At 42.0% G+C, this 19119-nt stretch carries 13 protein-coding genes and 3 rRNA genes (1 of these 16 only partly in view); 11 read left to right on the plus strand and 5 right to left on the minus strand.

Going from position 1 to position 19119, the window contains the following annotated elements; all coding sequences use genetic code 11:
- The 4 genes from AC0VZ5_RS03675 to glsB all read left to right on the plus strand — a co-directional run.
- Positions 1–2154, plus strand: a 23S ribosomal RNA gene (locus AC0VZ5_RS03675); it begins 731 nt to the left of the window's first position.
- Positions 2155–2291: 137 nt separating this feature from the next.
- Positions 2292–2406, plus strand: a 5S ribosomal RNA gene (rrf, locus tag AC0VZ5_RS03680).
- A gap of 63 nt (positions 2407–2469) precedes the next feature.
- Positions 2470–2584 (plus strand): 5S ribosomal RNA (gene rrf / locus AC0VZ5_RS03685).
- A 435-nt stretch (positions 2585–3019) separates the two neighbouring features.
- The gene (gene glsB, locus AC0VZ5_RS03690; RefSeq protein WP_475474334.1) at positions 3020–3943 is read left to right on the plus strand and encodes a glutaminase B; all 924 of its coding nucleotides are present in this window, start codon (positions 3020–3022) and stop codon (positions 3941–3943) included.
- 22 nt (positions 3944–3965) lie between these two features.
- Here the strand turns inward: glsB and AC0VZ5_RS03695 are convergent, their stop codons facing one another.
- Entirely contained in the window at positions 3966–5270 is a 1305-nt protein-coding gene (locus AC0VZ5_RS03695) for an inosine/guanosine kinase (protein ID WP_036985324.1), read from the minus strand.
- 177 nt (positions 5271–5447) lie between these two features.
- Between AC0VZ5_RS03695 and tadA the strand changes: the two genes are divergently transcribed.
- A complete protein-coding gene (gene tadA / locus AC0VZ5_RS03700) occupies positions 5448–5954 on the plus strand; it encodes a tRNA adenosine(34) deaminase TadA (RefSeq protein WP_475474336.1) in 507 nt (168 codons plus the stop codon).
- Here the strand turns inward: tadA and AC0VZ5_RS03705 are convergent.
- Both AC0VZ5_RS03705 and mltF read right to left on the minus strand, forming a co-directional pair.
- Complete coding sequence (locus AC0VZ5_RS03705; RefSeq protein ID WP_475474338.1) at positions 5951–6121, minus strand: hypothetical protein; 171 nt, start codon at positions 6119–6121, stop codon at positions 5951–5953. The two genes, tadA and AC0VZ5_RS03705, sit on opposite strands and share 4 nt — an antisense overlap.
- 136 nt (positions 6122–6257) lie before the next feature.
- Positions 6258–7721 carry a membrane-bound lytic murein transglycosylase MltF gene (gene mltF / locus AC0VZ5_RS03710; protein WP_475474340.1) on the minus strand — a complete coding sequence of 488 codons (1464 nt, stop codon included), beginning with the start codon at positions 7719–7721 and terminating at the stop codon, positions 6258–6260.
- A 211-nt stretch (positions 7722–7932) separates the two neighbouring features.
- Between mltF and purL the strand changes: the two genes are divergently transcribed.
- From purL to AC0VZ5_RS03730, 4 genes are all read left to right on the plus strand, one after another.
- Entirely contained in the window at positions 7933–11823 is a 3891-nt protein-coding gene (gene purL, locus AC0VZ5_RS03715) for a phosphoribosylformylglycinamidine synthase (RefSeq protein WP_475474342.1), read from the plus strand.
- Between the two features lie 152 nt (positions 11824–11975).
- Entirely contained in the window at positions 11976–14417 is a 2442-nt protein-coding gene (locus AC0VZ5_RS03720) for an intermembrane phospholipid transport YdbH family protein (protein ID WP_475474343.1), read from the plus strand.
- Positions 14410–14592 (plus strand): YnbE family lipoprotein, encoded by a 183-nt coding sequence (locus AC0VZ5_RS03725; protein ID WP_008115575.1) that lies wholly within the window; start codon positions 14410–14412, stop codon positions 14590–14592. Before AC0VZ5_RS03720 ends, AC0VZ5_RS03725 begins: the two co-directional genes overlap by 8 nt.
- Before the next feature lie 9 nt (positions 14593–14601).
- Positions 14602–14937, plus strand: a complete 336-nt coding sequence (locus AC0VZ5_RS03730) for a YdbL family probable chaperone protein (RefSeq protein WP_008115577.1) — start codon at positions 14602–14604, stop codon at positions 14935–14937.
- A 32-nt stretch (positions 14938–14969) separates the two neighbouring features.
- Here AC0VZ5_RS03730 and AC0VZ5_RS03735 read toward each other — a convergent pair whose 3' ends face one another.
- Positions 14970–15518 carry a DUF1415 domain-containing protein gene (locus AC0VZ5_RS03735; RefSeq protein ID WP_475474345.1) on the minus strand — a complete coding sequence of 183 codons (549 nt, stop codon included), beginning with the start codon at positions 15516–15518 and terminating at the stop codon, positions 14970–14972.
- Positions 15515–16798, minus strand: a complete 1284-nt coding sequence (waaA, locus tag AC0VZ5_RS03740; RefSeq protein WP_475474346.1) for a lipid IV(A) 3-deoxy-D-manno-octulosonic acid transferase — start codon at positions 16796–16798, stop codon at positions 15515–15517. Before waaA ends, AC0VZ5_RS03735 begins: the two co-directional genes overlap by 4 nt.
- A gap of 234 nt (positions 16799–17032) precedes the next feature.
- Here waaA and AC0VZ5_RS03745 point away from each other — a divergent pair, with 234 nt between their 5' ends.
- On the plus strand, positions 17033–17623 hold the full coding sequence (locus AC0VZ5_RS03745) for a D-sedoheptulose-7-phosphate isomerase (RefSeq protein WP_290171007.1): 591 nt from the start codon (positions 17033–17035) through the stop codon (positions 17621–17623).
- Positions 17623–19062, plus strand: a complete 1440-nt coding sequence (gene hldE / locus AC0VZ5_RS03750; protein ID WP_475474348.1) for a bifunctional D-glycero-beta-D-manno-heptose-7-phosphate kinase/D-glycero-beta-D-manno-heptose 1-phosphate adenylyltransferase HldE — start codon at positions 17623–17625, stop codon at positions 19060–19062. The genes AC0VZ5_RS03745 and hldE overlap by 1 nt, the downstream gene beginning before the upstream one ends.
- Positions 19063–19119 lie beyond the last annotated feature (57 nt).

The following is a 19119-nucleotide window of genomic DNA, read 5'->3' on the forward strand; positions in this document are numbered from 1 at the left end:
GAAAAGTTAGGGGATGACCTGTGGTTAGGAGTGAAAGGCTAATCAAACCGGGAGATAGCTGGTTCTCCCCGAAATCTATTTAGGTAGAGCCTCGGACGAATACTTACGGGGGTAGAGCACTGTTAAGGCTAGGGGGTCATCCCGACTTACCAACCCTTTGCAAACTCCGAATACCGTAAAGTAATATCCGGGAGACACACGGCGGGTGCTAACGTCCGTCGTGAAGAGGGAAACAACCCAGACCGCCAGCTAAGGTCCCAAAGTCATAGTTAAGTGGGAAACGATGTGGAAAGGCCCAGACAGCCAGGAGGTTGGCTTAGAAGCAGCCATCCTTTAAAGAAAGCGTAATAGCTCACTGGTCGAGTCGGTCTGCGCGGAAGATGTAACGGGGCTAAACTATGCACCGAAGCTGCGGATTCAGAATTTATTCTGAGTGGTAGGGGAGCGTTCTGTAAGCGGTTGAAGGTGTACCGGGAGGTATGCTGGACGTATCAGAAGTGCGAATGCTGACATGAGTAACGATAATGCGGGTGAAAAACCCGCACGCCGGAAGACCAAGGGTTCCTATCCCATGTTAATCAGGGTAGGGTAAGTCGACCCCTAAGGCGAGGCCGAAAGGCGTAGTCGATGGGAAACGGATTAATATTTCCGTACTTGGTATAATTGCGATGGGGGGACGGAGCAGGCTAAGCAAGCATGGCGATGGTAGTCCATGTGAAAGTGTGTAGGCTAGCGACTTAGGTAAATCCGGGTTGCTGTTAGGCTGAGACACGAGACGAGTCACTACGGTGATGAAGTTGCTGATGCCATACTTCCAGGAAAAGCCTCTAAGCTTCAGATTATACCGAATCGTACCCCAAACCGACACAGGTGGTCAGGTAGAGAATACTAAGGCGCTTGAGAGAACTCGGGTGAAGGAACTAGGCAAAATCGTACCGTAACTTCGGGAGAAGGTACGCTCCGATTGGTGATGAGACTTGCTCTCTAAGCTGATTGGAGCCGCAGTGACCAGGTGGCTGGGACTGTTTATTAAAAACACAGCACTGTGCAAAATCGCAAGATGACGTATACGGTGTGACACCTGCCCGGTGCCGGAAGGTTAATTGATGGGGTTATCTTCGGAGAAGCTCTTGATCGAAGCCCCGGTAAACGGCGGCCGTAACTATAACGGTCCTAAGGTAGCGAAATTCCTTGTCGGGTAAGTTCCGACCTGCACGAATGGTGTAACCATGGCCACGCTGTCTCCACCCGAGACTCAGTGAAATTGAAATCGCAGTGAAGATGCTGTGTACCCGCGGCTAGACGGAAAGACCCCGTGAACCTTTACTACAGCTTGGCACTGAACATTGAACCTACATGTGTAGGATAGGTGGGAGACTTTGAAGCAGAGACGCTAGTTTTTGTGGAGTCGTCCTTGAAATACCACCCTTGTAGTTTTGATGTTCTAACGTTGGCCCCTGAATCGGGGTTACGGACAGTGCCTGGTGGGTAGTTTGACTGGGGCGGTCTCCTCCCAAAGAGTAACGGAGGAGCACGAAGGTTGGCTAAGTACGGTCGGACATCGTACGGTTAGTGTAATGGTAGAAGCCAGCTTAACTGCGAGACAGACACGTCGAGCAGGTACGAAAGTAGGTCATAGTGATCCGGTGGTTCTGAATGGAAGGGCCATCGCTCAACGGATAAAAGGTACTCCGGGGATAACAGGCTGATACCGCCCAAGAGTTCATATCGACGGCGGTGTTTGGCACCTCGATGTCGGCTCATCACATCCTGGGGCTGAAGTCGGTCCCAAGGGTATGGCTGTTCGCCATTTAAAGTGGTACGCGAGCTGGGTTTAGAACGTCGTGAGACAGTTCGGTCCCTATCTGCCGTGGGCGTTTGAGAATTGAGAGGGGTTGCTCCTAGTACGAGAGGACCGGAGTGAACGAACCGCTGGTGTTCGGGTTGTCATGCCAATGGCATTGCCCGGTAGCTACGTTCGGAACTGATAAGCGCTGAAAGCATCTAAGCGCGAAGCAGGCCTCGAGATGAGTTCTCACTAGACTTTTAAAGTCTCTGAAGGGCCGTTGAAGACTACAACGTTGATAGGCAAGATGTGGAAGTGGTGTGAGCCATTAAGCTAACTTGTACTAATTACCCGTGAGGCTTAACCATACAACGCCAAACGCGTTTTATGTGATAGTGAAACAAGCGAAGAAGTTAATAGACTAAAGTAGATACTTGAAGACTTTATTATCAGAAATTCCAAATTTTAGTTAGTACGTAGCGATACGGACTGACAACCAAATTTGCTTGGTGACAATAGCGTTTTGGACCCACCTGACCCCATGCCGAACTCAGTAGTGAAACGAAACAGCGCCGATGATAGTGTAGCATTTGCTATGTGAAAGTAGGTCATTACCAGGCTCCAAATTTAGTCGAAAGACTTTAAATTTAAAAATTAATAATAAGAAAATTGAAAAGAATTTTCTTGGTGACAATAGCGTTTTGGACCCACCTGACCCCATGCCGAACTCAGTAGTGAAACGAAACAGCGCCGATGATAGTGTAGCATTTGTTATGTGAAAGTAGGACATTACCAGGATCCAAATAAAGAAACCCGTTACAGCAATGTAACGGGTTTTTTGCTGTTTGGGGTTTAGTAAATATCTAAGAGCCCATGCCAAACTCAGTAGCCAAACAAAACAGCTCGAAGGCGAGCCCCGCACAAGGCCGCCCCGACACAATGATAGCATCGCATTTGCTATGTGACTTTTTACCGCTGTGGGCACTACGATATTCTACTGCGCTGTGGCTACGAAGTAGCCCACCGACTCTAATTAAAGGCATCAGATTAAAGTAAAAAAAGTAGGAACTTAAAGCCCTTACTATGGTTTGCTTATGCTGTAATAGTTTCGAAGTTTGTAGTGAAATATTTTCATTGATATCAGCGAATCCCCTATTTGCTCAACATTACCATGCGGTTATGGATCTGACGTGTTAAAATTTGGTTTTAGATTTCGTATTATTGAGGTGTCGATTGCCAACGAGTGATTATCAACGAGTGTTAAATGAGATAACTCAAGAGGTTAAGCCTTTACTAACGCAGGGTAAAGTTGCCGATTATATACCGGCATTGGCAGAGGTTTCTCCTGAGCAGTTCTCTATTGCTATTTATACTACGGACGGAGAAATTTTCTGCGCCGGTGATTGTGAGCAACGTTTCACAATTCAATCTGTATCTAAAGTAATGACTCTGACATTAGCGTTGCAACGCTATGGCGATGAATTATGGAATAGAGTTGGCAAAGAGCCTTCTGGTACGGCGTTTAACTCTCTGACACAGCTTGAGTTTGAAAAAGGGATTCCACGTAACCCATTTATTAATGCGGGAGCGATTGTTACCTGTGATGCTCTGTATAGTCGTTTATCTGCACCTATGCACTCTATGCTTGAAACATTTCGCGATTTATCAGGTAATCGCAGTATTATAATTGACAAGCAAGTGGCTAACTCAGAATATGAGTTTAGGCATAGAAATGCGGCAATGGCACATTTAATGAAATCATTCGGTAACTTTGAGAATGAAGTAGATGATGTCCTTTGGTCGTATTTTAATTTTTGTGCCATAGAACTTAATTGTATTGAACTTGCCAAGGCGTACAATTTTTTAGCCAATAAAGGGATAGATTACAGCTCAAAAAAACGAGTACTTTCTAGTCGTCAAAACAAGCAACTAAATTCGTTGTTGTTTACCAGTGGGTTATATGACGCAGCAGGTGATTTTGGTTATCGTGTTGGCATGCCAGGTAAATCGGGTGTTTCTGGAACAATATTAGCGGTGTTGCCGAATAGATTTACAGTGGCAGTCTATTCACCTGGATTAAACTCTTTTGGTAACTCAGTGGCGGGAATAGCAGCATTAGAGCTGCTATCTAAAAAGCTTGATATATCGATATTTTAGCTTTGTTTAGCGTAATGGGATCTTATTGATCCCAATACACTTGTTCTAAACAATCTTCGCGCTCAGGCAAACCACGTGATAAGCGAGGCGAATGCTGTACAAGTACTTCAAAGCTAGCACGGTTAGCGTATTTACTAATTTGTGCGAGCGATGAGTAGGTAATAGCCTGTTGCTGATGCTTTGCTGAGTTCGCAACATTCAACTTATGATAAACATTCGCTGATAAGTCATGTAAAACAGCAGCTAAAGCGCAATCACCGGCACCATTGGTATTTTTAATCGAGTCAGGCCCGCCCATAAACGGCGCTGTATGGCTATATGCCTTTATAGGGTTTTCACAGTCAACTTTACGCATTGCACGTGAAAATTCATAACGATTAAAATCTGGTATGGCACCCGGTAATAATGGATACTCTGTTTCACGTTTGCAGCTGTCGTCAACAAAACCAGCCATAAATAAGCCTTTTTCACCGGCTGTACAAATAACTAAGTCAACCCAATCTAATGCTTTGTCAGCAGCAAGAAGTGGATCTTCATATCCAGTAATTGCTTGGCCTTCTTCTTCGTTCATAGCAAGTATATCAACATGCTTTTCTACAAAGTTAGCCCACCATGTCGGGTCCTGCTCGATAAGAAACTTAGTCCCCAGTGTTAATACCACGGGTACATTTGCATCGTTAGCATACTTGATTGCTTGCATAGTCGCTTCGGTCATGGTTTCATCACCTTGAGTACGCATTAAATAAGCACTGATGACTAATGCTGATGAGCCTTCTATTAGCTCTTTATCAATTGACTCTGGCTTTAGGTAATTCATCAGGCCAGCACTAATAGCAAACGTGCGCTCACCTGTTTCATCAATCAAGGTAAAGCAACGGCCAATAGGACCATCGACTGGTTGTAAGTAGTCTAAATCTACACGACTTGAGTTATTACATAAAAATCGATATGCATAACTGCCTATTTTTATATTTTCGCTCATTACGCCTAATAGTACCGAACGATCATCAGCAAGTACGGAATAGTTGTGCATCGTGTTGCCAACGGTCCCTCCTGCGAATTCGTAATCGACCATATCGTTTAGTTTTAAGCGATCGTATAAAGCATTAGTGATGTCATTATCTATAACTTGCGACATCCCTCGGCGCAATTGAAATTCATCGAGAAAAGCTTGGTCAACCTTAGCTTCTATATCAACAACGATTTGATCGATCCCCGTAATATAGCTGCGGTGTAATCGTTCTGTGGCGTTAAGTTGATTGGTCAGTGGATCTTTGGCTTCCACTGGAAAATAATGTTTATGCCTGCGGCGTCCAGGAAATTTCATTTGCTACCCGTGTTGTGAGCTAAATAAAAAAAGCGAGAGATTATAGCGTAAATCTCGCCTTATGGGCCATGGTAAACCACTTAAATTTGTTTTATTTTTGCAATAAAGTGATCAATAGCGCATTTTATTACGCTAAGTTGGTATAATTACGGCATAAAAAATAGTTAAGTAATAATCATGACAGAGCCATTTGACGACCAATATTGGATGGAACAAGCCCTTGTGTATGCAAAACAAGCAGAGCAATTCGATGAGATACCTGTAGGCGCCATTATTGTCAAAAATAATCAGCTTATAAGCGCGGGTTATAATCGCTCAATTACCGATAATGATCCGTCGGCTCATGCTGAGATGATAGCGGTAAGAGAAGCCGGCAAAGTGCTTAATAACTATCGCTTAATTGATTGCACTTTGTATGTTACGTTAGAGCCGTGCTCTATGTGTGCGGGTTTATTGGTGCACAGCCGAATTAAACGATTAGTATTTGGTGCTGCCGATGCTAAAACGGGTTCTGCTGGTTCAATTATGAACTTGTTGCAAGAACCTCGTTTAAACCATCAGGTAGAAATAACGGGTGGGGTTTTAGATACACAATGTGCAGAGACTATTTCTAGTTTTTTTAAGCGTCGCCGAGCACAAATAAAAGCAGCAAAGCTAGCCGCTCGCAACCTTAACAGCGATTAGTCTTCAGCCGCTATTAGAGCATCTAACTCAGCCATTTGCTGCATAGCGAACATGCGGCGACGCCAGATAACCTTTTTATGCAAATTTCTTAACATCACTCGACGACGAGTCGCAGTTGAGTGCTTTATACAACGTTTAAGTTGATGTGTACGTCTACGTTTAAGCATTACTTATCCTTATGTGCTTGGTGATGACACAGATTTTAATACAATTGAGCCAGATTATTGAATAATTGATTGCAAGTAAACAACTATTTGCTTTTCTAACATGTAGCTAATATAGCGCGAAATTTTCATAGCGCTTTTATTTTTCTTTTTCTACGCCATCACTAATACGTTGATTTGCATCACCTGGTTTAATGCTTTTATCTTTTGTTTCTTTTTCTTTTTCTGTTTCGGAAGTTGGCGGTGTAGTTGCCATTGCATTATTTTCATCAAGCCAAACTAGCGCATCGTAATAGCGACGAATATTGTCAACGTAAGTCACTGCAACATCACCGCGAGCATAGCCATAGCGGGTATTACGGTAGTGACGTTTTTTTACTAGTAATGGTAAGCGCTTTTTAACATCAGCCCATTTATCAGGACTAGCTCCTTGTTGTTCGGTAATTATGCGGGCATCATTGACGTGCCCCCAACCAACATTATAAGCGGCAAGTGCAAGCCAAGTACGATCAGGCTGCGGGATTCTATCAGGTATACGCTTGATTAATTTAGCTAAGTATTGAGCACCGCCACGTATGTTTTGTTCTGGCTCCAAGCGATTAGTAACACCGACTTGTTTTGCTGTGCGCCTTGTTAGCATCATAATACCGCGTACACCCGTTGGTGATTTAGCTCGTGGGTTCCACATCGACTCTTGATAACTCAATGCAGCAAGTAAGCGCCAATCAAGGCTACCCGCATATTGCATAAACCAAGGTTGATATTTAGGCAGTGTTTCTTTTATTGCATCTATGTAGGCTAAGGTATTAACGTAATTAAACTGACGTACATGGCCAAAATACTTCTCTTCAAGCACATAAAGTTGATTGTTTTGTTTTGCTTCACCGAAAAAAGGAACTAGCAATGCGTATAAAGAATCATCATTCGACTTTTTGAGTATCCATGCAATTGAATCATTACGCGTAACTGAAAAGCCAATACTCAAGTTAGGATGATAGCGCCTAAACAACGCTAATGTATGAGAATCTGCCAAGGTGTAATCTATTTCACCATCAATAACGGCTTGTAATAACTCTTCTTCATCAAACTCTTCGGTTTCATTCCAAGTTAAATCTGGGTTGTTTTGTTGTATTTCTTCTAATGTGAGCGAGTGACTACTTTTAGCAATAACGGTGAAGTTACCAGTTAAATCATCAAAATCTCTAGGGCGTTCACGGCCTTGTTTAAATACTAATTTTTGACTAATTGTTCTGTAAGTTGGGCCATAGCGGTAACGTTTGGCGCGCGCCTTGTTAAAAGTAAGTCCAGAGGCAATTAAATCGAGATCGCCACTATCTAAGCGCGCAAACATATCGGATAAATTAAAAAAGGGCACAATTTCAAGCTCTACCCCAAGGTAATCGGCGAATGCTTGAGACAGTTCAAATTCAAACCCTTGTTCACCTTGAACAGCTTGATAGTAATTACTTGCGCTGGCGAGTGTACCCACACGAATTTTATTTTCTGATTTAATTTGGGCAAGCTGTGTTGACTGCTCTTGTGTATTACAGGCACACAAAAGGATGACTAACGTAATAATTGTTATTAGCTTTATCTTCAACATATTCGCCTCTTTAGCATCGTATCTCCTGTTATAACAAAACTTACTGATTACGTCACTTACCGTTTAATCGCAGTAAGTAAAAAATAGGTGTAAACAAAAAGAAAAAGTTAATTTAATGAAAAGCGCATTTTTGAGTTAAATCTGGGAGTAATTTGGACTATAATACGCGCCTAAAATATCGTTCAATCCCTAACCCCGGGTGAAATTACTTATGTTGATCCTTCGTGGTGCACCAGCACTTTCAGAGTTCAGAGTTAATAAAATTTTAGCGCGTTGCCAACAATCGCAACTTCCTGTCACCAATGTATATGCCGAATACGCTCACTTTGCCGATTTAACATCGCCATTAAACAATGATGAGCAAACCAAACTTGAAAAGTTATTAACCTATGGACCAACAATTGCTGAGCATACGCCAGCGGGTCAGTTGGTATTAGTAACGCCTCGACCTGGTACTATTTCGCCATGGGCTTCAAAAGCGACTGATATCGCTCATAACTGTGGGCTTAAACAAGTTCACAGGGTTGAACGTGGTATTGCTTACTATGTTGAAGGTGATTTAAGTACAGAGCAGCTTACACACGTTATTGCGCTTCTTCATGACCGTATGACTGAAGCTACTCATAGTAAATTAGAAGATGCAGCGCAGTTATTTCGCAGTGATGCACCTCGCCAAATGTCATCAGTTGATATTTTAGGTGGCGGCCGCGAAGCATTAGCCGTAGCCAATATAGAGCAAGGGTTTGCACTTGCTGATGATGAAATTGACTACTTAGTGGAAAACTTCATCAAGTTAGGGCGCAATCCTAACGACATCGAATTATTCATGTTTGCACAAGCAAACTCAGAGCATTGTCGTCATAAAATATTTAATGCTGATTGGACTATCGATGGTATTGAACAGCCAAAGTCGCTGTTTAAAATGATTAAAAATACCTTTGAGCATAACCCTGAAAATGTACTGTCTGCTTATAAAGATAACGCAGCCGTAATGAAAGGCTCAAAGGCGGGTCGCTTCTTCCCGAATGCGCAAGGTGAATATGCGTATCATCAAGAAGACATTGAAATATTAATGAAGGTTGAAACCCATAACCACCCAACGGCAATTGCGCCCTTTTCTGGTGCGGCAACAGGGTCGGGCGGTGAGATTCGCGATGAAGGTGCAACTGGCCGTGGTTCAAAACCAAAAGCCGGCTTAGTGGGCTTTACTGTATCTAACTTACGTATTCCTGGTTTTGAACAACCTTGGGAAAGTGATTTTGGTAAGCCAGGGCGCATAGTGAATGCCCTTGATATTATGACTGAAGGCCCATTAGGTGGTGCTGCGTTTAATAATGAGTTTGGTCGTCCTAATCTTTTAGGTTATTTCCGTACATACGAAGAAAAAGTAACGAGTCATAATGGTGAAGAGGTACGTGGTTACCACAAGCCAATTATGCTTGCCGGTGGTTTAGGTAATATTCGTGCTGATCATGTTCAAAAAGGCGATATTCCAGTAGGCGCAAAACTGATTGCGCTTGGCGGCCCTGCAATGAACATTGGTTTAGGCGGTGGTGCTGCATCTAGCATGGCATCGGGTCAATCAAACGAAGATTTAGATTTTGCTTCTGTTCAACGTGAAAACCCAGAAATGGAACGTCGTTGTCAAGAAGTGATCGACAAATGTTGGCAGCTAGGTGATGCAAACCCTATTGCGTTTATACACGATGTGGGCGCCGGTGGTTTATCAAATGCATTCCCTGAGCTTGTAGATGATGGTGGCCGTGGTGGTAAATTCCAGCTGCGCGATATCCCTAATGATGAGCCGGGCATGGCACCACACGAAATTTGGTGTAATGAATCGCAAGAGCGCTATGTACTTGCTGTGGGCGTTGAAGATTTTGCACGCTTTGAAGCAATTTGTAAGCGTGAGCGCGCACAATATGCAGTTATTGGTGAAGCGACAGAAGAGCGTCATTTAACGGTTGCCGATAGTCATTTTGATAACAGCCCTGTAGATTTACCACTGGATGTATTACTAGGTAAAGCACCTAAAATGCATCGTGATGTTACGTCGCAACAAGTAGTAGGCACTGCACTTGATATGGATGCTATTAATCCTGCGGATGCAGCGCAGCGTTTATTACGTTTACCAACCATTGCAGAAAAAACCTTCCTGATTACTATTGGCGATCGCTCTGTAACTGGTTTAGTAGCGCGCGATCAAATGGTAGGCCCATGGCAAGTGCCTGTGGCTAACTGTGCAGTTACCGCAGCAACGTACGATACCTACCACGGTGAAGCTATGTCACTAGGTGAACGTACTCCAGCTGCATTACTTAATTATGGCGCCTCAGCACGTTTGGCTGTGGCCGAGTCTCTTACAAATATTGCTGGTGCTAATATTGGTGGCTTAGAAAACATTAAGTTATCTGCAAACTGGATGGCGGCTGCGGGTCACCCTGGCGAAGACGCAGGTCTATATGAAGCGGTAAAAGCCGTAGGTGAAGAGTTATGTCCAGCACTTGGGTTAACAATCCCAGTAGGTAAAGATTCTATGTCAATGAAAACGACATGGAAAAATGAAGATGATACAACTGAGCAATCAGTAACATCACCTTTATCACTGATTATTACAGCGTTTGGCCGCGTTGATGATGTGCGTAAAACCGTCACTCCACAGCTGCGCACTGATAAAGGTGAGACATCGCTTATATTAGTTGATTTAGGTGCGGGTAAAAACCGTATGGGCGCATCAAGCCTTGCACAAGTTTATAAGCAGCTTGGTGATGTTACTCCTGATGTAGACAGCCCTGAGTTATTAAAAGGCTTTTACAATGCTATGCAGGCGCTAGTGGCTGATAGTAAGCTACTTGCGTATCACGACCGTTCAGACGGTGGCTTGTTTACTACTATCGCTGAAATGGCGTTTACCGGACACACCGGTGTAACCGTAGATTTAGCGACTTTGACTGGCTCGGATATTGAAGCGCTTTATAACGAAGAGTTAGGTGCTGTAATTCAAGTAGCAAACAGTGATTTAGATGCTGTAAATGCTGTATTTGAGCAGCATGGTGTTGCCGCAATTAGCCATGTGATTGGCTCGCTTAATAATGACGATAACATTGTATTTAATCGTGGTGAGCAAACAGTACTTAATCATACGCGTACTGAGCTTCGTACAATTTGGGCCGAAACAACCTACCAGATGCAAGCGCGTCGTGATAACCCTGAGTGTGCTAAGCAAGAATTTGACGCTAAATTTGATGCAAAAGACCCAGGCTTAAACGTTAAACTTAACTTTGACTTAAACGAAGATATAGCTGCACCGTACATTGCGACAGGTGCTAAGCCACAAATGGCTATTTTACGTGAGCAAGGCGTTAACTCGCACCTAGAAATGGCTGCTGCGTTTAACCGTGCTGGTTTTGCTGCGGTAGATGTTCACATGAGTGATATTTTAGAAGGTCGTTTAACGCTTGAACAGTTTAAAGGTTTAGTGGCGTGTGGTGGCTTCTCTTACGGTGACGTATTAGGCGCTGGTGAAGGCTGGGCTAAGTCAATATTGTTTAACGATATGGCACGCGATCAGTTCCAAAGCTTCTTCCATCGTGAAGATACCTTTAGCTTAGGTGTATGTAACGGTTGTCAGATGCTATCAACATTAAAAGAGTTGATTCCAGGTACTGAACATTGGCCGCGCTTTGTAACTAATAAGTCAGAGCGTTTTGAAGCACGCTTTAGTCTGGTTGAAATTCAAGAAAACCCATCGGTGTTCTTTAATGGTATGGCAGGTTCACGTATGCCAATTGCAGTTTCACATGGTGAAGGTCATGCAGAATTTGCAAATGAAGCGGCAACAAAGGCTGCACTTGCAAGCGGCACCGTAGCGGTTAAGTTTGTTGATAACTACGGTAACCCAACAACACAGTACCCAGCAAACCCGAATGGTTCACCTGAGGGGATCACCGGTATTACATCAACAGATGGTCGTGCAACTGTAATGATGCCACACCCTGAACGTGTATTCCGTGCGGTTGCTAACTCTTGGCACCCAGATGAGTGGGCTGAGGATAGCCCATGGATGCGTATGTTTAGAAATGCGCGTAAAAATGTAGGTTAATATACACGCTAGATTCATGATCTAGATGTAAGATAAAAAGGCTGCCTTGTGCAGCCTTTTTTGTTTAGACTGTTCAAGGTTCAAGGTTCAAGGTTCAAGGTTCAAGGTTCAAGGTTCAAGGTTCAAGGTTCAAGGTTCAAATTAAGGATAGTATGATCAAACGCATCGCATGGGGAATCGTGTTTTTATTTCTGAGTGTTCTAACACTGGGTTATGTATTTCGTATGCCTATAACTCAATGGGCTATAGCGCCATCTTTGAGCCAATCTGGCGTTGAACTACATTGTTTAGATTGGTCACTAAATGCAAATATTAGCTTAAACGTAAACCGGTTATGTTTGACTTACCAAGGCCATCAAATTGAGCTTGGTAGCATTGTGGCTGATACAAAAAAAATAACTGTTGGCCGCGCTAATCTTCGTTTAAATGATAGCGAGAGTGTCTCAGCAAGTAATAATTCCTTCAAAAAGCTGGCACTTAGTTTACCCAAAGAGCGGCCGAAAATTGATATCAAAAGATTGTTAATTACCCACCCACAACTTCATAATGAACTGGTAGTTAGCATTGGTGAAGAGAAGCTAAATACATTTGTGATTTCAGGTGATGCAATCGCAGAGGTAACAGTCAGTAATCATAAAATTACTGGTCACTTTAAGTTAGCTGATGGATTACTAACAAAGATAAAGCCGATACCCGCGCTTTCATTAAACAGTGGGCATGAGTTCACCTTTGATGGGTTATCCGTTGATATAAAATCAAATATAGATGCTGAGTTTACACAGCAATTTAGTAAATGCCCAGTAACGCTAAAGGCTTTTGGTGATATGAATATTTACTATCACTTTAACGATAAAAAAGCCTTGTTAAATACACAGCAATTAACCAGCTTGGTAACGTTTGATAGTGATTGTTTGACGCTTATAAGCAATCAATCACAGCGTGAATTTGTAGCCAAGCAGCTGCCGTTAAAATGGCAATTGATGCTTAGTGATACGGTAAAGTTTGAAAACGGACAACTTGTTATACCGTCAATGCTATTAAACACTAAAAATAGTGAAACGAAGCTGAGCCTGAAAAACCTAGCAATTAACATTCAGCAGCCGTTAGAGTATGCCAAAGGCAATATTAAATTATTGTTTATCAGTGAAGACGTTGAGCATATAGAAATAGATGCAGCTTTAAATAACTTGGCTGTGAATGGCAACTACCAATTAAAAGTTGATGAGCTGCCTGGTTTTTTACCCGCATCAGCTAAAAAGGTAGCAAGCACAGGTCAATTTAAAATAGCGGATGTTTTACAACATAAAAAAAATGCGAAAATAACCAGCGAGATTGCTTTTGCTGAGCTTAGTTTTGATAAATTAACAGTAAAGGGCTACAAGGCACAGTTTACGACTGAGCTTGACGATAAAAAAAATATCAATGCAAGCTTGGATAGCCAATTACGCTCAGTGGCTTATGAGCAATACCAAGTGCGTGGTGTAAATAATCAATTATCAGCATCTTCTAGTTTGGCTGTTGGCGAATTATTTGCCGATTTAAACAGTGAAACTAAACTTACCCAACTTAACAGTGATCTTTTAAACCTAAGTAATATTCGCATAAGCTCTAAAGGCCTGCAAAGTCGGGCGCTTCAAGCCTCACATCATGTATTTATTGATGGTATTGAGTTGGTAGCCAGTCACCACATATCTGCTGTGGAACATCCATTTGAGATAACAGTTGCAGATCAAGCTGTGACTAAACTTAACCCTGTTTTACAGCAGTTTGAACCATTAGCCACGCTGACCGACGGTAGCTTTAATGGGGTTGTTCGCGGAGATGTTAATTTACAGCAGGCTGAGTTTGCATTTCAAGTAGAACAGGTAAGTGGCTTATACAACGATTATTTAGCTACGCATTTTAGCAGTCGCTTAACGGGTTCTTATGATTCAGGGCAGCTTAATGTGGCTCCTACTACATTTGAATTAAATGAGTTACGAGCAGGTGCTATTGTGTGTAACATTGTCGGTAATTTTAGTGTTGAGAACTCTATTGCTCGCGCTGAAGAAATAACTGCTGATGTACTGGGTGGTCGTTTTGCTTTGGATAGCTACAAAGTGACGGAAAAAGCGCAGCAGTCTTTGGTCACATTTGAAAATATTGATGCGAGTAAACTTATTACCTTAGATGATAAATCAGGCATTACACTAACTGGTCGAGTGAATGGCCGCTTACCCGTTTACTTTGATCAACAAGGTATTTCGGTAAAATCCGGTGAAGTATCTAACCAAGGAACAGGTAAACTAGTTATTACTGACAATGCAGCTTTTGATGCAGTTAAAGCTCAGCAACAAGAACTGGACCCGATTTTAAGCTTGTTGGAAGATTTAGACATTCAGAGCTTAAACAGTAGTGTTGACTTAAAGCCTGACGGTTGGCTTTATTTAGGTGTAAACTTAAAGGGATACAATAAGGAACAGGCGCAGCAAGTTAACTTTAACTACAACCATGAAGAAAATGTTTTTACACTCTTAAGAGCATTGCGCTTAAGTGATGAAATTACTCAAAAAGTTGAACAAGAGTATTCAACAAAAGGAACTAAAAATGACTAAATGGCTGATAATACTTACAGCACTGGGGTTGCTTAGTGCATGTACGCACCGCGTTGAAGTGGCAGCGAAAGAGCCTATCACCATTAATTTAAATGTGAAGGTTGATCATGAAATTCGCGTAAAAGTTGATAAAGAGCTAGATGACTTATTTAGCGATGACAGTGAGTTATTCTAAGGAGCAATTATGAGTTTATTAAAAAATAAAAAGTTAAACGTGATCACACTTTTAAGTGCCGCTTTATTGTCATTTTCTGCTTGGGCAATTAGTTTAGATGATGCTAAAAACCAAGGGCTTGTGGGTGAAGATAGCTCAGGTTATTTAGGTTTGGTTGTACAAAATGCAGAGGCTAAAGCGGTTGTTGATGAAATTAACGCAAAGCGCAAAGCACAATATTTAAAACTTGCGAAAAAGAACAACCTGTCACTTGCTCAAGTAGAAGCACTAGCGGCGGCAAAAACCATTGAAAAAACCCAAGCAGGGCATTTTGTTGAAGTTAATGGTGAGTGGGTTAAAAAATAACTCTGCGCATTATTAAAAACCAAAAACCGAGCTTATGCGCTCGGTTTTTTGCAATTTTCAAGTAGCTGCTGCCAAAAGTGAATGCCTTTACGGCGAGCTAAGTTGATATTGTGTTCAGGAATTGACTCCGGCTCGTTGTATTCATCTAGTGCCGCGCTCATACTTGCCTCACGTATTAAGTGTAAAGTAGGAAAAGGCGAGCGATTAGTATAATTTGCAGCGTCATCTTCATCACTATCAGCAAAAACATAGTCAGGATGAAAGTTTGCAATTTGGTACTTCCCCTCAAAACCTTGTGCAACTAATAGCGCATTGGCTAAATCAACAAGGTCTAAAAAATCTTCAAAATCAGTAAAGCCATTATCAAGTATTAATAAAGTTGTTTCACGCTGAGGATCACGGTCAAGCTGGGTACATTGTTCAAGCATATCCATAACAGCATCATCAATTTTTGAGGCGTTACTGATGGTGTAGTGAATACAGTTATTTTCAACTTCTTTACGGGCAAATGGACAAAAATTGTATTTTACAATCACAGCGCTTACCCATTCACGGGTTTGAGATATAGCTAAGTTGGTCACGGTTTTGGCTCTAAATAAGGAGTTATAATAGCAAGCGTTTTGGCAATAGCGCCTTGGTTTTTAGCGACGCACTGAGCTGCTTTACTGCCAAGAATATCACACGCTTTAGTGTTTTTAATCAAGCGAAGCAATGCAAGCACCAGTTCGTCAGTATTTTCAACCACATGGGCGCCTTTGAGTTTAATAAGTTCAGGGTAAACATGGTCAAAGTTGTAGGTATGAGGGCCGGTAAGTACACCCACTGCAAAAGCTGCCGACTCTAATGGATTATGGCCACCACGGCGAATTAAACTGCCACCGATAAAACTAATATCAGCGGCACCATATAGATATTGTAATTCACCTAATGTGTCGGCTAACACAACTTGTTCATTATTATATTTTTTTTGACTGCGGCGACTAAAGCTAAGATTCGAGTGAGTCAGTAGCTCTGCAACTTTATCAAATTGTTCGGGATGACGTGGCGCAATGATTAGCAAAGCGTCAGGGTGTGTTTCCAGTAGTTGCTGGTGGGCTGCTAAAATAAACTCATGCTCTATAGGGTGTGTAGAACCTGCGACCCATATAAAGCGTTCTGCTTTTTTATAATCTTGCTTTAAAGAGGCGACTTTATTGAGTTGCGCAGTGGTTGGGGTAATATCAAATTTTATTGATCCCGTTACATGGCTTTTTTCAGCGGGTAGTCCTAATTCAATAAAGCGATTTGCATCGGTTTTGTCATGACTTGCAAGTGCGGTAATTGATTGCATGATACTGCGAGTTAGCTGGGCCACTTTTTCGTAGCCTTGCTGAGACTTTTCAGATAGACGCGCGTTAACAACCAATACAGGTATATTTTGTCTGTGTGCATTAGCCATTAAGTTCGGCCATAGTTCAGTTTCTAAAATACAGAGTAATTGCGGTTTTACTCGTTTTAAAAAGCGAGTGGTGGCCATAGGAAAATCAATTGGTAAATAACTAACAGCAACGCTGTTTTTAAATTGTGCGGTAACTTGCTCTCGTCCTGTTGGAGTATTGCAGGTAATTAAAATATTTAACTGCGGTTGTTCATGTTGTAGGGCTTTAATTAAAGGAGTGGCAGCTAACACCTCGCCAACAGAAGCACAATGAAATACAACCGGTTTGTTGTTATTTGAAAATAAAGCGCGGCTTATGAAGCCAAAACGTTCCTTAAAATAAGCGCGATATCCTGCGTTTTTTTTACCTCTTAATACATATAAGTAAAATACGATCAGCGGGCTAATAATAATTAATGCGAGTGAATAAAAAAGGCGTGCCATACTGTGCTTTATGTAAATGAAAGTGACGCTAGTTTAACGTGAAATCGTTTTTATCTAAATACACCAATATAAAATAGCTACTTGAAAAAGGTAACAACGCAAAAACCCTTCTTTATCTGAATAATAACTTTCTGCCCGTGCTTTAATTTAGTTATATAGAGGTGATTTGGCTATAAAATTATGGAATAATGATATTAATTTTTCCTGCCATTTCAGTTCCAAGAGGAATATCTCATGTCAATTATAGATTCAGTGGCAACTAGCTACCTAGAAAGTTTAAATCGTCACCAAGTATTGTTCGAAACCATGGAGGCGTATCATCAAGAGGTAATGCAGTTGTTAGAAGCATGTCATAGTGCTTTACAGGCTGGTGGTAAGGTTGTTTGGTTTGGTAATGGCGGCAGTGCGGCTGATGCTCAGCATTTGGCTGCAGAGTTTGTGGTACGTTATAAGTTAGAGCGAGGACCGCTAGCGTCTATTGCTCTAACCACAGACACCTCTATTTTAACAGCGCACAGTAATGACTATCATTTTGATACGGTATTTGAACGCCAAGTACAGGCGCTATGTAAACCTGAAGATATTGTAATTGGCTTAACTACATCGGGCACCAGTAATAATATTAATTTAGCGTTAGAAGCCGCTAATGAAGTAGGGGCGTTTACTGTTGCATTTACAGGTCGCGATGGGGGGAAAGTAAAAGATATCGCCAAGTTACCTATTATTATTAAAAATGATGAAACAGCCCGTATTCAAGAAGCTCACATGTTTATCGGCCATTGGTTGTGTGAAGCCATGGATATGGTTGTTGCGGAGCAGCAATAATGGATTTATCGCTATTAAAAAACTTATCAGCAGCACGTATTCTAGTGGTTGGCGATGTTATGCTCGACCGCTACTGGTATGGTGATTCTGGCCGTATTTCGCCAGAGGCACCAGTACCCGTTGTAAAAGTTAGTAAATTTGAAGACAAAGCCGGTGGTGCTGCCAATGTGGCTAAAAATATAGCCCGTCTAGATGGCAAAGTAGGTTTACTCGGCCTAATTGGCGAGGATGAAAGCGGACAAATTTTAGAAAACATTCTAGAAGGTGAAAAAATAAATTCACAGCTTGTGAGTGTATGTGATTTGCCCACTATTTCTAAAATGCGGGTGATCAGTCGTCATCAGCAAGTTGTGCGTTTAGATTTAGAAGAGGCTTTTAATGAGTCTCATAGCCAGTTGTTATTAAATCGATTAGAGCTGGTGCTTGATAATTACGACTTTATTGTATTTTCTGATTACAACAAGGGCTCACTCGCGCTAATCCAAAAAATGATTTCGGTTGCTAAAGATGCAGGTAAAACCGTGCTTGTTGACCCTAAATCATCTGATTTAGAGTTGTACCGTGGAGCTGATTACATAACCCCTAATTTAAATGAGTTTAAATTAGCGGGTGGTCAGGTTGGTTCAGAAGAGTTGCTTGCTAGCAGCGCGCGTACCCTGATTAGTGATGCGGGTATTAACGCCATGCTACTAACACGCTCAGAACAAGGTATGTCGCTAATTGATGCAACGCAAAAGCATGACTTTGCAGCGCAACAACTCGAAGTAAGTGATGTAACCGGTGCGGGCGATACTGTTATTGCTACATTAGCTGTAATGCTAGGTGCGGGTATGACCGCCAAAGATGCAGTCGAAATTGCAAACTTAGCTGCCGGTATTGCAGTAAGTAAATTGGGAGCGGCGACCGTTTCTCCTGAAGAGTTGAGTCGCAAGTTAGGCCAATACTTACAAGCCACAGGCGAGCATTATCAAACCCCATTTGATGATGTATTACAGCATATTGAATTTGCTAAGCAAAATGGAGAAACCATTGTATTTACTAATGGCTGTTTTGATATTTTGCATGCAGGCCATGTGCGCTATTTAGCGCAAGCTAAAGCGCGTGGTGATAGATTAGTGGTTGGTTTAAATAACGATGAATCCATTACCCGTTTAAAAGGCCCTGAGCGCCCAATTAATCCATTAGATGAGCGTGCTATGGTTTTAAGTGCACTAGCCTCAGTTGATTGGGTTATTCCGTTTGGCAGTGAGGATGAAAATGACACACCGGCAAAGCTAATTGAGCAAATTAGCCCAGATATTCTTGTTAAAGGTGGTGATTACACCGTTGAGCAAATTGCTGGTGCCGAGCATGTGTTGCGTCATGGCGGAAAAGTAGAAGTGCTTGAGTTTTTAGATGGTTGCTCTACATCAAAAGTGATTAGCAAAATTAAAAGCTAGCTAGTTAGTGAAATAAAAAAGGGGATAAACTTTGGTTTATCCCCTTTTTTAATGCTT

The sequence above is a fragment of the Pseudoalteromonas sp. QJM3NY_12 genome, assembly GCF_056173165.1.